We start from the raw sequence: 15,344 nt of genomic DNA, 5'->3' as shown, positions 1-15,344 counted from the left end.
GGGAGCGTACCGGGGGCGCATTCACGTCGCAGACGCAGGGGTGCGCAGGGACTCCCCCAGAGGCGCCGACGTGTTGACGCGGGCACAGTCCCCGGATCGCGAGCGGCGCCGCCTCCTTCTACGGCGCGTTCTTCGTGGCAGCATGGTGAACCGTTCGTCCGGTGCACTCGGTTGTCCACAGCCTGTGGAGGCGTCCATGCGGTGGTTGGTGGGATGGAGCAGCACCGCCGCGGGCGCGCTGGGCGGATCCGTGGGCTACGACGGCCGTCACGAAGACGACGCGACGTACGGCGGACGGGTCGGCCACGACGGCGAGACCCTGCACCCGGTCGGCTCCCAACTCCTGTGGGGCGACCCCGATCCGCTGTGGGCCGTCGGCGACTGGCGCCCCGACGAGGTGCGGGTGGTGAAGGCCGACGCCCGGACCCGGGTCGCGGTCCTCGGCACCTGCGGCGCGACCGACGAACAACTGCGTGTCGGACTGTTCGCCGCGCGCGGAGGGGCACTTCGGCACCTGACGGCCTGGTCGGGCAGCTACACGGCGATCGTCCAGGTCGACCGGCGCATCACCGTCTGCGGCGATCTGGCGGGCGCGCGCCCGGTGTTCCACACTCCCTGGGCCGGTGGCACGGCGTACGCGACGGCCGCGCTGCCGCTGGCCGACCTCATCGAGGCCAACCTCGACTTCGGTCACCTGGCGGCCCTCCTCGCCGCCCCCGACGTACCGGCCGCCCTGCACGACTCCACCCCGTACGACGGCGTGCACCGCATTCCGCCGGGGCACGCGCTGATCCTTCGCACCGGGGCCCGTGAGGTCGCCGGGTACGAGCCGGTGGCCTCGCTCGCCGTGGCGGCGCCCCCCGCCGACCCGGACAGCGCGGTCGGCGCCGTACGCGACGCGCTCATCGAGGCGGTACGCGCGCGCCTGGCCGCGCCCCGGCACGTCCCGGACATCGACCCGGGGCCGGTGCCCGGCATGGGGCCCGCGGAACGGCGTGCCGCGCGCGGGATGCCCGCGCCGGGCATCGGCGCCGACCTCTCCGGCGGTCCGGCCTCCGGCACGCTGGCGCTCCTCGCGGCGGGCCTGCCCGGCATGCCGGGCACTCTGCTGGGGCACGGCACGGGCGCGGGGGAGCGGCTGCTGGCCGTCACCTTCAACGACCTGGCCGTCGGCGGACGCGAGGCCGAGCTGCAACGGGCCGGCACCCTCGCGGCCAACCCGCGCCTGCACCACGTCGTGGTGGCCGGCGGCGAGGAGGCCCTGCCGTACGCCGACCTGGACGGCCCGCTGACCGACGAACCCGGCCAGAGCCTGGTCACGGCCGCCCGCCACCGGGCGCGCCTCGCGGCGGGCAGCGCGGACCACTTCACGGGATACGGCGCCCGGCAGGTGCTGGACGCCCACCCGGCCCGCCTCGCGGACCTGCTGATGGACCGCAAACGCCGTCATCTGGTGCGTCCGGTGGCGGCGTTGACGAAGGCCGACGGTTCGGTGCTCGTCCCCGCGCGCGTGTACGGCGCGGCCCGCCGCCTGGCCCGTACGCCGTACCGCGCGGGCGTGGAGGGCCTGGCCGAACGCCTCCTGCACCGCAGCTTCGGCTCCGACGACCCCTCGGGCGCCGTAGGGGCGTCCCTGGCCGCCCTCACCTGGGGCGGCGCGGGGCCGGCCGCGCGCTGGCTGACGGGCGAGGCGCTGGCTGAAGTATCGGTTCGCCTCCAGGGGGCCGCGCACCGTACCGGCGTGGGCCCCGGCCAGCGTCCGGGCGACTACCGGGCCCGTGCGGCCCTCGCCCGGCACGCCATGGACCTGCGCGTCCTGGAACAGGCCGCCGAGATCCGCTCCCAGCGACTGCACGCGCCGTTCCTCGACAACCAGGTCGTCCGCGCGTGCCGCGCGCTCCCCGAGACCCTGCGCGTGCAACCGGGGGCACGTGCCGCGATCCTGCGCACCGTCCTGAAGGGCGCCGGCGTCACCGACCTCCCGCCCGGCTGGGGCGCCCCCTCCCAGGCGTCCGCCACCGCGGCGGCCCGGGCGGGCCTGCGCATGGCCATGGACCCCCTCCTCACCCTCTTCGAAGCCCCTCTCCTCGCGGAGGCGGGCCTGATCGAGGCGAGAGTGGTTCGCAAGGCGCTCCGGGCCGCCGCGGCGGGCGAACCCCTGCCCCTGGACGGCCTGGCCGACCTGGTCTCCCTGGAACTCTGGCTCCGCCGTCTGCTGTCCCGCAGAGGCACCTGCTGGACGGGCACACCGGCACGCGCGCGTGCGGTACCGGCGGGCATCGCTCCCCAGAGACGGGCGGTCTCCTCCGGCGGGTGAGAAACGCGCCGCCCACAAACCCCGTGCCCCACGACTCGCCCCCGGTGACAATGAACGGGTGCGGTACAGAATTCTGGGCGTCACCCAGACAGCGGACGACCAGGGCACCGCCGTATCCGTCCCCGGCCCCCGGCTCCGCGCCCTCCTCACGGCCCTGGCGCTCCGCCCGGGCCGTCTCACCGCCCCGGAGACCCTCATCGACGAGGTGTGGGCCGAGGACCCGCCCCAGGACGCCCCGGCCGCCCTCCAGGCACTGATCGGCCGTCTCCGCCGCGCCGTCGGCAAGGACAGCGTCACCTCCGTCCCGGGCGGGTACCGCCTCGCCGCGACCGAGGACGACGTCGACCTCTTCGTCTTCGAACGGCTCGTACGCCAGGGCGATGAGGCGCTGCGTCGCGGTGACGCGCCCACCGCCGCCCGCACCCTGGACGACGCCCTCGCCCTGTGGCGCGGCCCCGCCCTGGCCGACCTCCCCGACCGCACCGCGGCCACCCGCCCCGAGGCCCTCCGCCTGGAGGCCACCCGCGCCCGTGCCGAGGCGGACCTCCTCCTCGGCCGCGCCCGCGAAGCCGTACCGCGCCTGACGGAACTGGCCGCGGCGCACCCGTACGACGAGCCGCTGCACGCCCTCCTCATCCGCGCCCTGCGCGACACCGGCCGCGAAGCCGACGCCCTCGCCGTGTACGAGACCGCCCGCCGCGCTCTCGCCGACGGCCTCGGCACCGACCCGGGCCCGCACCTGCGCGCCCTGCACACCGAGCTCCTCGCCCGCGCGGAACCGACCCACGGCGCTCCGTCGGCGCACGGCCCCGCACCGGATGCGCCGACGCGCCGCACCCCGCTCCAACTCCCCGAGCGCACCGGCAACATCCGTCCGCGGCTTACCTCTTTCGTGGGCCGGGAACCCGAGCTCGACGCCATCCGTTCCGAATTGCACAGGGCCCGTCTCGTCACGCTCACCGGACCGGGCGGCTCCGGGAAGACCCGTCTCGCCGAGGAAGCCGCCGCCGGGCTCCCCCAGGCGTGGCTGGCCGAACTGGCGCCGCTCGACCGGCCGGAGGCGGTGCCGGGCGCGGTGGTCAGTGCCCTCGGTCTGCGCGAGACCGTCCTGATGACCAGCGAGCTGGCGGCCCCGCAGGACGACCCGGTCGCCCTGCTCGTCGAGTACTGCGCCCCGCGCAGCCAACTCCTGATCCTTGACAACTGCGAACATGTCATCGGCGCGGCCGCCGCCCTCGCCGAGACCCTCCTCACCCGCTGCCCCGGGCTCACGATCCTCGCCACCAGCCGTGAACCCCTGGGCGTCCCCGGCGAGTCGGTCCGCCCGGTCGAGCCCCTCCTCCCCGACCAGGCGCACCGCCTCTTCACCGAGCGTGCGGCCGCCGCCCGCCCCGCCGCGCCGGCCGCCCTGCGGGACGGGGAGGCGATCGCGGAGATCTGCCGGCGGCTGGACGGACTGCCGCTCGCCATCGAACTGGCCGCCGCCCGGCTCCGGCTGCTCACCCCGCGCCAGATCGCCGACCGCCTCGACGACCGCTTCCGCCTCCTCACCTCGGGCAGCCGCACGGTCCTGCCCCGCCAGCAGACCCTGCGTGCCGTCGTCGACTGGTCGTGGGACCTGCTCGACGAACCGGAGCGCACACTGCTGCGCGAGCTGTCCGTGTTCGCGGGCGGCTGGGACCTGGAGGCGGCGGAAGCCGTGTGCACCGGCCCGGTCGCGGACCTCGTCGGCGCGCTCGTCGACAAGTCCCTGGTCGTGGCCGCGCCGTGCGAGCGGGACGGCGGGGGCGGCATGCGCTACCGCATGCTGGAGACGATCCACGAGTACGCCGGCGAACGCGCCGCCGAGCTCCCCCGGTGCCGAGCGGCGGCCCGCCGACGCCATCGCGCGTGGGTGCGCGCACTCGTCGAGCGGGCCGACCCGCTGCTGCGCTCCGCCGGGCAACTCCCCTGGATCGCCCGCCTGGAGACCGAACTGGACAACATCCGCGTGGCCCTCCAGCGCGCGCACACGGCGGGCGACGAGGAGGAGGCAACCGCCCTCTGCCTCGCCACGGGCTGGTTCTGGTGGCTGCGCAACTACCGTCGCGAGGGCGCCGAGTGGTGCGACCGGACCCTGCGCCTGGGCGCCGTCCTGGACACCCTCCGAGAACCCGCGGCCGAGGTGCCGTTCACCGCCGCCGACCTCACCGCCCGTATGGCCGCGCTCGACCCCGTCGACGCCCTGCTCGGCACACCGGCCGCCACGGAGGAAGCCCACCCGCGGCACGCGCAGCGCATGAACCTGCGGATGCTGAACGTGTTCCTGCTGTCGGAGTCCGATCCGAAGGACCTCGTGGCGGACCCGCGCTACCAGGAGTACCTGGTCCGCCTGCGCGCCGACTACGAGCCGGGCGGCCCCCGGGCGGCACGGATGCCCGGCCTGCTCTGGCCGCTGACGGCCTTCCAGATGCGCGACATCGTGGACGTCCGGGGGGTCCTGGACCGGACGGTCGACAACTGCCGTGTCCACGGCGGCGACTGGGAGCTCGGCTGCGCCCTGATGTTCCGTACCCACATGGTCGTCGATTCACCCGGCGGGCTGCACGGCGTGGACGACGACCTGGCGGAACTGCGGGTGCTCAGCCTGCGCGTCGGCGACCGCTGGATGCGGGCCCAGGTGTGCGGCGCGGCGGGCGAGGCGGAGATGGCGCGCGGCCGGTTCACGGAGGCGGAACGGGAGTACCGCGAGGCGCTGCGCCTCGCCCACGAGGTGGGGGCGTACGCCGAGTCGCCGTTCCTCATCGCCCGGCTCGGGGAGATCGCCTACCGCTCGGGAGACGTCGAGGGCGCCCTGGCCGCGCTGGACGAGGCGAACAGCGCCGCCGACCACTACGGAGTGCCCGACGTCCTGGCGTTCGTCCTCCTGCTGCGCTCCCACATCGCGCTGCAGGAGGGGCAGGTGGCCCACGCGCGCGTGCTGTGCGACGAGGTCCGCGTGGCGGCCGGGACGGGCACCCCGCCGCCCCAGTTCGTGGCGGCGCTGAACATGCTCGACGCCGACCTCACCGCCGCCGAGTCCGGCCCGGAGCACGGCCTGCCGATGCTCGCCGACACGCTGCGCCGGGCGGTGGCCGACCAGTGCGCCGAGGCGGTCACGTCGTCGATCCTGGACGACGCGGCGAACCTGCTGACCCGGCTCGGGGACCACCCGCGCGCGACCCGTCTCCTCGCGGCCGCCGACGCCCTGCGCGGCCCCCACCCCCGCCCCGCCCCGCAGCACGCCAAGGCCGAGCAGGCCGAGGCCGCGGCCCGCGCGGCCCTGGGCGCCGTGCGGTACGCGGCCGAGCGCGTCCGGGGCACGGCGCTGACGGTGACCGACGCCCTGCGCGAGCTCACGGACAGCGTGCGCGACCATCCGGCCGGACCGCCGGCCGTGGCCGTGCGGGCGCCTACGAGCAGGTGAACCCGGACTCCGCCCAGTCCGCGAGTGCCACCGAGTCGAGGCCGCTGTGCGGCTCGACCACCAGACGCACGGTGGTGCTGCCGACGAGATTCACATGGACGGGCACGGCCGGGTCGCCGCCCTTGATCACCCCGGACACCCAGACCCGGCGCCCGTCGGCGTAGACCGCGAAGGAGACCGCGCCGAGCCTCATCGTCAGGTCGTCGACACCGACGAGCGCGTCGTAGGAGGTGCACGCCCGGTTGAGGTCGACGGTGACGGAGGAGTCGCCGTGCACGGTCACCCCGCGCTCGTACCGCCGGTCCGCGATGGACAGGCCGTACCGCTGCCACACCCAGCTGCTGCCGCCGAGCCGGATCTCGGGTCCGGTCCCGTCCCCGCCGATGTCGAAGGACAGCTCGTTCAGCGGATAGACGGCCGGAGCGGGCGGCGGCGTGGGTGCGGGAGTCGGCGTGGGCGTGGAGATCGGGGTGGGCGTCGGAGTCGGGACGGGGGTGGGGGACGCGCTGGGCGTGGGGGCCGGTGTCGGCGTGGGCGTCGACCGTGCGGTGCGGGTCGGTGTCGGGGCGGCCGCGGGGACGACGGCCAAAGGCTCCGGCTCGCGCTCCTTCGTCGGCGTCGGCGCGGGTGTCGGCTCCTCGGGCTGCGCGACCGGCGCCGGCACGGACGCCGGGGGCCGGGCCTCGGGCTGCTTCGCGGGACCGCCGTGGCCGATGAGCGCGAGGGCGACCGCGGCGGCCGCCACCGCGACCACACCGGCCGCGATCCCGGCCTTCACGGGGGCGCCCAGCCCCTCCGAGGCCAACGCTCCGCCACCGGCGCCCGCCCCGCCCGAGGAGCCGCCGGCCGCGGCCGCCGCGCCCGCGACGCCCGCCGCCCCCGCCCCGGCACCACCGGCGATGAGCGCCACCGCCTTGGCGTACCCGGCGACGCCGAACCAGCCGATGACCGCGACCGGCACGACGGCGGGGATGCTGCTGGCGACCTCCTCGATCTGCAGGGCGGCCAGCCGGCACTTGGCGCACTCCTCCAGGTGCTTGCGCAGCCCGCGTTCGGCGCGGGTGCGCAGCCTGCGGCGGGCGTAGGTGCCGAGCTGGTCGGCGTAGCCCGCGCACTCCTCGTCGCTGGTGAGGGTGGCGCTGACATGGGCCTGGAGGTAGGCCTGCTTGAGGCCCTCACGGGCGCGGCTGGCGAGTACGCGCGTGCCGTTGGCGTCGAGGCCGAAGAGCATGGCGACCTCGCTCGGCGACTCGTCCTCGACCTCGGTGTGCCACAGCACCGCCTGCCAGCGCTCGGGCAGTGAGCGGAAGGCCTGCATGGCCATGGACTGCTCGGCCTCGTGCATCGCGCGCACATCGGCGCCCAGGTCCGTGCCCGCGCCGAAGGAGCCGCCGGACACCGTGTCCTCGGCGGCTTCGGAGGAGCGGGCCGAGCGGGCGGACTGTGTGGCGAACACCGCGAAGTCGTCGACGAGCTGCTCCCGCTTCGCCGACCGGATCCAGTCGGCGGCCACCCGCCGCACGCAGGTCAGGAGGTAGGCGCGGACGGCGTACTCGGGTCCGGAGCCGCCGCGCACCGCCTGCAGCATGCGGGCGAAGACCTCGGCGGTGAGGTCGTCGGCGGTGTGCGCGTCCCGGCAGCAGGTGCGGGCGTAGCGGCGTACGGCGTCGGCGTGCCGCCGGTACAGCTCCTCGTACGCCGTGTCGTCGCCCGAGCGCATCCGGCCGATCAGGTCGGTGTCCGCCGGCGGCAGGTCCCGCGGCGGCGGCAGGACGACCTCGGTTCGCCGTTCGCGCTGTGCCGGAACGCTGCCCTCGGAGGGGTCGTCGAGCGGACGTACCGGCGGACGGGTCACCGGATCGCCCGGACGGCCGCCTGTCGGACCGCCCAGGAACCCGCTCGCGCGTCCGCCCTGGCTCGGCACCTGCGGTGAGGTCAGGCCGTCGGCCTCCGTGTCACCGTCACCGGATGGACCGAGCGACTCGTCCCCACCGTCAACACTCATCGCGGAAAGCCCCCGCCGCCGGCCCAACCAGTCCTGACCACCGGGTCAGAGTGCCATATTGGCTTTTGTTCAGGACCCCGCGAGGAAGAGTTGTCCACTCGTCCGTGGGGACCTGACGCAATTCAGTACTAGTTCTCACCCGTACGGGGAAGGTTCAACTGTCTTGCTGTGGGCAGCAGTTGAGCCGCGCGTCCGGAATGCCGCGAATGTTCGGCACGGTGGGCGAGGGTGAGGGTCACGCGGTACCCCCACCCCACCGTCACCCTTTCGAGCCACCCGCCCGCAAGCCGCCGACACGGCAGGCGGCCCCGCCCCTCACGAAGAGGGACGCGACCGCAGGCCCTCCAGCAGGATGTCCAGCAGCCGCGCCGAAGCCGCCGCCTGCTGAGCCGGATCCGGCAGCGAGGGCGCCGCCGTCGCGATGACCAGCAGCACGTCCGACACCGACACGTCGGGGCGCAGTTCGCCCGCCTCCCGCGCCCTGTCCACCAGCAGCCCCACGACCTCGAGCAGCGCCGCCGCCCCGGCGTCGTCGACAGCGGCCGTCGTGCCGTCGCCCGCGACGAGTCGCAGTTCGCCGCCGCCCGGCTGGGTCCGCTGCTGCGGCACCCGCGCCTCCTCGGCCGGCACGCCCTCGCCGTCGTCCTCCGCGACACCGACCCGCAGCACCTGCGGCGGCAGCAGCCGCCCGGCGCCGGAGGCCACGGACGTCCGCAGGAAGCGCGACAGCGCCGACCACGGCTCGTCCTCCTGGCCGAGCGCCGCCCGCGCCTGGTCGGTCAGCCGGGACGTCTCCTCCTCGGCTATCCGCCGCACCAGGACGTCCTTGCTCGGGAAGCGCCGGTACACCGTGCCGACCCCGACCCGCGCGCGGCGCGCCACGTCCTCCATCGGCGCGCCGTAACCCAGCTCGCCGAACACTTCGCGCGCCGCCCGCAGTACATGCTCCAGATTGCGCTGTGCGTCCACGCGCAGCGGTGCCGTCCGCGCGCCTTCTCCACGTCCGTTGCCGACCGGCGTACCGACCACGCCGCCTGGTGACAGGGCCGACGTGGACGACCAATGCGAGTTGTGAGTGTGCATGAATGTTCCCCCGGTAATGACGTCTCCCCCCGGAGACTCTCCCCGCCATCGAAAGTCGGGGGCGTGGAACACAGGGGACGGCCTCCCGGGCCCACCCGTCGCAGACCCGCAGAGCACTTCCCCCTGACACCCCGTCGACACACGAACATAGTTGAGAGGGAGTCAATTCAGAAGGGGCAGGTTCCGCACGGAGCGCCCCCCGATCGGAGTACGGGTCGCATACATCCCGATTGCACCCCTTCCCGCACCCCGGTGCACAGCAGCTGACCTGCGCTTCTGCCCCGCACTTCGGTGTTTCGGCCAACCCTGCGCACACCCGACTCGCGGTCACACAAATTGTCGGGGCTGTGGACAAACTCCGGCGTCCGGTGCGTCATGGGACGGTGAAGGAACGTGCGCGCATTCTCGTTGTCGGCGGCGGCTACGTCGGGATGTACACGGCCCTGCGGCTCCAGCAGAAGCTGAAACAGGAACTCGACCGGGGCGAGGCCGAGATCACGGTCGTCACACCCGACCCGTACATGACCTACCAGCCCTTCCTCCCCGAGGCGGCCGCGGGCTCCATCTCCCCCCGGCACGTCGTCGTGCCCCTGCGCCGCGTCCTGCCGCACTGCCGGGTCGTGGTCGGCGAGGTCACCGCCGTCGACCACGCCAAGCGCAGCGCCACCCTCACCACCCTCGCCACCGACGAAGAGGGCACCGGCCCGCAGCAGCTGACGTACGACGAACTCGTCCTCGCGCCCGGTTCCGTCTCCCGCACGCTGCCCATCCCCGGCCTGGCCGACCACGCCATCGGCTTCAAGACCGTCGAGGAGGCCATCGGGCTGCGCAACCACGTCATCGAACAGATGGACATCGCCTCCTCCACCCGCGACCCCGCGATCCGCGACGCCGCCCTCACCTTCGTCTTCGTCGGCGGCGGCTACGCGGGCGTGGAGGCGCTCGGCGAGCTCGAGGACATGGCCCGCTACACCACGCGCTACTACCACAACGTCAAGCCCGAGGACATGAAGTGGATCCTGGTCGAGGCCTCCGACCGGATCCTGCCGGAGGTCGGCGCCGACATGGGCCGCTACACCGTCAGCGAACTGCGCCGCCGCAACATCGACGTACGCCTCGACACCCGCCTGGAGTCCTGCTCCGACCGCATCGCCGTCCTCAGCGACGGCGCCCGCTTCCCGACCCGTACGGTCGTGTGGACCGCCGGCGTGAAACCGCACCCGCTGCTCGCCGCCACCGACCTGCCGCTGAACGCACGGGGCCGGCTGAAATGCACCCCCGAGCTGACCATCGACGGCGTCACGCACGCGTGGGCGGCCGGAGACGCGGCCGCCGTTCCCGACGTGACGGCCGACGAGCCCGGCAAGGAGACCGCCCCGAACGCCCAGCACGCGGTCCGCCAGGCCAAGGCCCTCGGCGACAACATCGTGCGCTCGCTGCGCGGCGAACCCCTCCGGCCGTACTCCCACAAGTACGTCGGCTCGGTCGCCTCGCTCGGCCTCCACAAGGGCGTGGCGCACGTCTACGGGCGCAAGCTCAAGGGCTACCCGGCCTGGTTCATGCACCGCGCGTACCACCTCAGCCGCGTGCCCACCTTCAACCGCAAAGCACGCGTGCTCGCCGAATGGATCCTCTCCGGGCTCTTCAAACGGGAGATCGTTTCCCTGGGATCCCTCGAACATCCCCGCGCGGAGTTCGAACTCGCTGCCGGTGGAAAGCCTTCTGACGAGTCTTCCGGCGACCCGAAGGGGTCGTCCTGACCGGATCCAGGAACTCCACCGACCGCCCCCACGTCTGACGAATGTCGGCCCGGACGGCGGCCACACTGCCAGACTGCTCCCTGCTCCAGTCCCTCCCGAGCCCCTCCCCGCGGGCCACCACCCGCCCCCCGACCCACGAGGCCGTTCCACGTGCTCCACACCCCGGGTGCTGCAACAATGTGCGGCCACCGCCGCGCGGCCACCGCAGCCCAGGCCGGGCCCGGAGCCGGGCCGCCGACGACTACACGAGGCAAGGATTCGTGAACTTCACGCGCTGGAGCGCCCGGCTCCCCGGAACGCAGCGCCGCGCCGCCGCGCGAGCCGAGCACCCGGTCACCACCACGGACCGGCGGAGCGAAGGCTCCGTACCCGCGGCCCGCGCCGAACGACTCACCGACGAGCCGCCCCCGGTACCCGCCGTCGACGAACTCCCGGTCCGTGAGGTCATCGACCGCGTCCCGGCCCTCGTCGCCCTCGTCCACGGACCCGACCACCGCCTCGCCTACGTCAACGACGCCTACGCGGCGGCCTTCGGCGCACGCCCCTGCGGCGAACCGGCCGCCGAGGCGCTCCCCGAGCTCCGCGACCTCGGCCTCATGCCCCTCCTCGACCAGGCCCTGCGCAGCGGCAAGCCCCGCACCCTGAAGTCCCGCAAGGCCCCGGACGGCCGTTCCTACACCTTCACCTGCACCCCGGCCGCCGAGGACAACGGCAAGGGCACCGTCCTGATCTTCGCCACCGACGTCACCGACCACGCCGAGGCCGCCGAACGCCTCAGAGCCAGTGAACGCCGTCAGCGCGAGACCGCCGTCACCCTCCAGCGCTCCCTCCTCCCCCAGGAGCTCGAGGAGCCCGACGACCTGCGCATCGCCGCCACCTACCAGCCCGGCGGCACCGAGGCCGCGGTCGGCGGCGACTGGTACGACGTCATCACCCTCGGCGGCGGCCGCACCGCCCTCGTCATCGGCGACGTCATGGGGCGAGGCGTCCGCGCGGCAGCCGTCATGGGCCAGCTCCGCACGGCGGTCCGCGCGTACGCCCGCCTCGACCTGCCCCCGCACGAGATCCTCCAGCTCCTCGACGGCCTCGCCGCGGAGATCGACGCCAATCAGATCGCCACGTGCGTGTACGCCATCCACGACCCCAACGAGGGCCGGCTGGTGTACGCCTCCGCCGGCCACCTGCCCATCCTGGTCCGTGACGAGAGCGGCACCGTCCTGCGCGCCGACGAGCCCACCGGCCCGCCCCTGGGCACCGGCGGCTGGATGCACGCCTCCGGCTCGATCCCGCTCGGCCCCGGCTCGACGGCCGTCCTCTACACGGACGGCCTGGTCGAGCGCAGGGACGAAGACCTCGACGAAGGCATCGCCTCCCTGGAGCGCGCCCTGTCCGGCGCCACCGGCACCCCTCAGGTCGTCTGCGACCGCCTCGTCCGCTCGGCCGGCGTCACCGCCGACCACGACGACGACGTCGCCGTCCTGGTCCTCCAGCACCCGGCCCGCACCGGCCCCGACGGCGAGCTGTTCCGCAACGCGGCCCTGGAGCTCCTCGGCGGTGTGGAGGCGGCCCCACGCGCGCGTGCCTTCGCCTCCGGTGTCCTGACCAGCTGGCGCTTCCCGCCCGAGCTGCACGACCTCGGCGTCCTCGCCGCCAGCGAACTCGTCGCCAACTCCCTCCAGCACGGCACCCCGCCCATGCGGCTGCGGCTGCGCCGCACCGACCGCCGCCTGATCATCGAGGTCACCGACGGCGACGACCACCTCCCGCGCCGCCGCCGCGCCGAACCGGGCGACGAGTCCGGCCGAGGCATCGCCATCGTCGCCACGATCGCCTCCCACTGGGGCAGCCGCCGTACCCCGGGCGGCGGAAAAGCCGTGTGGTGCGAGTTCGTCCTGCCGAAGCCTCAGCAGTGACGCGGGCCGTGACAAGCGCAGTGACAAGCACCGTGGCGACCGGAGCGACCGTGAGCGCGCCACGGAAGAGTCACGGCCACCCGCCGACACGAAAGGCGGCCGCCGTCCTCTCGGACGACGACCGCCTCCTCCACCCGCCTCACGCCTCGGCGGCCACCGGCTCCGCCACCGCGCCACCTCGCGCGACCACCCGCTTCCGCACCAGCCACGGCTGATCCTGCACGGCGGTCAGCTGCCGCCCCAGCCGCAGCGCCAGATAGGTGATCCCCAGCGAGAACAGCAGGAACGTCACGATGTACGGCGCGTGCAGAGAGGCCCCCATCGGCCCGCCCACCGCCGGCCCGACGGCCAGCGCGAGCTGCTTCACCAGGGCGAACGCCGAGTTGTACTGCCCCGCCAGACCGGCCGGCGCCAGATCGGCCACCAACGGCGCGACCGTCGGCGACAGCATCGCCTCACCCAGCCCGAACAGCGCGTACGTCGACACGAACGCGGCCGTCGCCATCTCCCGACTGCCGTGGCCGAGCCCCGCGTACCCGGCGACGACCCACGCGACGGCCCAGATCAGTCCCACGGCCGCGATCACCCGGGACCGCTTCTGCCGCTCGACGAACTTCAGCACCGCGAACTGCGCGACCACGATCATCGCGGTGTTGGCGGCGAGCGCGGTCCCGAGCGCGGACGTCGAGATCCCGGCGGCCTCCACCCCGTACGCGCTCAGCCCCGACTCGAACTGTCCGTAGCAGGCGAAGAACAGCACGAAGCCCAGCACACACAGCTGCACCATGGCCCGGTTGCCGAGCAACCGCTTCCAGCTGCCCCCGGCGGACTGCGGGGCCTCCCCGACGTTCGGAGCGTGCGGCAGCCGCACGGTCGACATCACCACGGCCAGCAGCAGGAACATCGCCGCCTCGATGGCGAACAGCAGCGTGAACGAGGACACGCGCGAGGTGTCGACGAGATGCCCGCCGATCAGCCCACCCACGCCCAGCCCGAGGTTCTGAAGGAAGAACTGCGTCGCGAACGCACGCGACCGGGTCTCCGCGGTCGAGCAGTCCACGATCATCGTCGCCAGCGCCGGCTGCATCACGGCCTGCCCGGCACCGAGCGCGGCCGCGGCGGCCAGTACGGCGGTGCCGTTGCCGGCGAGCCCCAGGCTCAGCGCTCCCAGAGCGGCGGTGACCAGGGCGGCGAGCAGGACCGGCAACGGACCGCGCCGCACGATCGCCCTACCGGCGAACGGCAGCACGATCAGCGCGGCCACGGCGAAGACGGCGAGGACGAGCCCCGCCGTCATGGCACCCAGTCCTCGCACCTGCGCCACATAGACGTACAGGTAGGGGACGGTGAAGCCGAGCCCGAACGCGCTGAGTGCGTTGCCCACGTGGATCCGGCGCATCGCTGCGCCCCTCGCCCTGGTCACGTTCACCTCTCTCAGGTAGTCGCCGTCGGCACCGGGTCGGAGCTGCCTCAGTACTTCCGTCAGTACTTCCGCTGCCTCAGTACTTAGTGCCGAAGACTTCGAAGCTAAAGTTAGGACCTAAACTGTACACCTCGAAGAACTTCAATGCGAACGAGCCCCGTGCGATACTTGCCCCCATGGGCGACACCCCCGGCACGGTCGGCACCGGCAACGGCGGCGAGCCGACCCTCGAAGAGCAGATCGCGGCCTATCAGCGCGAATTCCAGGACCTCGACCCCCAGGTGGAGAAGATCGTCTCGGCGCTCTCCCGCCTCAACCGCCGGATGAACGTCGCCTACGGCCGTCAGACCGCGGACCTCGGCATCAGCAACGCCGAGTGGGAGGTCCTCAAGGCACTGGTCCTCTCCGGTGCTCCTTATCGCCTGGGCCCCAGCGATCTGGCCAAGCGCCTCGGCCTGACGCCGGCCGCGATGACCCACCGGATCGACCGCATGGTCGCCGAGGGGCTGGTGACCCGGGAGCGGGACGAGTCCAACCGCGTCCGCGTGATCGTCGAGCTGCTGCCCGAGGGCCGCGAGAAGTGGCTGCAGGCGATGCGCATGGCGACGGTCTTCGAGGAGGACCTGCTCCAGGACCTCTCCGCGGACGAGCGGACGGTCCTGGGTGAGGTCCTGACCAGGCTCCTGCGCCGGGTGGAGCACGCCCAGCCGGACGCCGGCGGCCGGCTGAGCGACCTCGACTGAGCCACCCGCCCCGGGTCGACTAAAAGATCTTGACAGGGGTGGTTGACATCCCCATCCAGGGTCCGTAAAGTTCTTCGGGTTGCCGGGGAGACGTAACGGTTCTCCGACAGCACCTCCGCCGCAGTAGCGGCACCACAAACCACCAGCACGATCTCCCACGGGATCGAATTCGGCGTGCCCGAATTCAATTCGATTTGGGGTCGGCAGCCCGATTAGGAACTGCCGAGCGGATCCGCTAAGGTTTGAGACGTCGGAACGGCCCAACAGCCGGGAAGACAAGCCCCCTCTGACTGGGAATCAGCGCCGAAAGGATCTGATAGAGTCGGAACCGCCGGAAAGGGAAACGCGAAAGCGGGAACCTGGAAAGCACCGAGGAAATCGGGTCGAGAAAAGATCTGATAGAGTCGGAAACGCAAGACCGAAGGGAAGCGCCCGGAGGAAAGCCTGAGAGAGTCTCTCGGGTGAGTACAAAGGAAGCGTCCGTTCCTTGAGAACTCAACAGCGTGCCAAAAATCAACGCCAGATATGTTGATACCCCGTCCCCGGCCAGTGATGGTCGAGGATGAGGTTCCTTTGAAACAAAACACAGCGAGGACGCTGTGAACGGCCGGGCTTATTCCGCCTGGCTGTTCCGCTCTCGTGGTGTCGTCCCGAT

General features: G+C 73.2%; 8 protein-coding genes. 5 read left to right on the top strand and 3 right to left on the bottom strand.

All coding sequences use genetic code 11. The features are described from left to right. The first annotated feature begins 196 nt into the window (after positions 1 to 196). Positions 197 to 2,317 carry an asparagine synthase-related protein gene (locus ABT070_RS18340; protein WP_351761496.1) on the top strand — a complete coding sequence of 707 codons (2,121 nt, stop codon included), beginning with the start codon at positions 197 to 199 and terminating at the stop codon, positions 2,315 to 2,317. A 58-nt stretch (positions 2,318 to 2,375) separates the two neighbouring features. Then, positions 2,376 to 5,762: an AfsR/SARP family transcriptional regulator gene (locus tag ABT070_RS18335; RefSeq protein ID WP_351761493.1), complete on the top strand. Its 3,387-nt coding sequence runs from the start codon at positions 2,376 to 2,378 to the stop codon at positions 5,760 to 5,762. Here the strand turns inward: ABT070_RS18335 and ABT070_RS18330 are convergent. Next, the gene (locus ABT070_RS18330; RefSeq protein ID WP_351761491.1) at positions 5,749 to 7,767 is read right to left on the bottom strand and encodes a sigma-70 family RNA polymerase sigma factor; all 2,019 of its coding nucleotides are present in this window, start codon (positions 7,765 to 7,767) and stop codon (positions 5,749 to 5,751) included. The two genes, ABT070_RS18335 and ABT070_RS18330, sit on opposite strands and share 14 nt — an antisense overlap. Before the next feature lie 315 nt (positions 7,768 to 8,082). Further along, positions 8,083 to 8,850 carry a TetR/AcrR family transcriptional regulator gene (locus ABT070_RS18325; RefSeq protein ID WP_351761489.1) on the bottom strand — a complete coding sequence of 256 codons (768 nt, stop codon included), beginning with the start codon at positions 8,848 to 8,850 and terminating at the stop codon, positions 8,083 to 8,085. A 383-nt stretch (positions 8,851 to 9,233) separates the two neighbouring features. Between ABT070_RS18325 and ABT070_RS18320 the strand changes: the two genes are divergently transcribed. Together ABT070_RS18320 and ABT070_RS18315 are read left to right on the top strand one after the other, a co-directional pair. Beyond that, a complete protein-coding gene (locus tag ABT070_RS18320; protein ID WP_351761486.1) occupies positions 9,234 to 10,610 on the top strand; it encodes an NAD(P)/FAD-dependent oxidoreductase in 1,377 nt (458 codons plus the stop codon). Between the two features lie 260 nt (positions 10,611 to 10,870). Next, positions 10,871 to 12,523, top strand: coding sequence for an ATP-binding SpoIIE family protein phosphatase (locus ABT070_RS18315; protein ID WP_351761484.1), 1,653 nt, complete (start codon positions 10,871 to 10,873; stop codon positions 12,521 to 12,523). A 139-nt stretch (positions 12,524 to 12,662) separates the two neighbouring features. Here the strand turns inward: ABT070_RS18315 and ABT070_RS18310 are convergent, their stop codons facing one another. Further along, complete coding sequence (locus ABT070_RS18310) at positions 12,663 to 13,922, bottom strand: MFS transporter (RefSeq protein WP_351761482.1); 1,260 nt, start codon at positions 13,920 to 13,922, stop codon at positions 12,663 to 12,665. Between the two features lie 200 nt (positions 13,923 to 14,122). Between ABT070_RS18310 and ABT070_RS18305 the strand changes: the two genes are divergently transcribed. Further along, on the top strand, positions 14,123 to 14,689 hold the full coding sequence (locus ABT070_RS18305; protein WP_351761479.1) for a MarR family winged helix-turn-helix transcriptional regulator: 567 nt from the start codon (positions 14,123 to 14,125) through the stop codon (positions 14,687 to 14,689). The last annotated feature ends 655 nt before the right edge of the window (positions 14,690 to 15,344 follow it).

The sequence above is a fragment of the Streptomyces sp. NPDC002884 genome (genome assembly GCF_040295245.1).
Lineage (GTDB): Bacteria > Actinomycetota > Actinomycetes > Streptomycetales > Streptomycetaceae > Streptomyces.
This window is presented reverse-complemented; position numbering and strand designations above follow the sequence as displayed.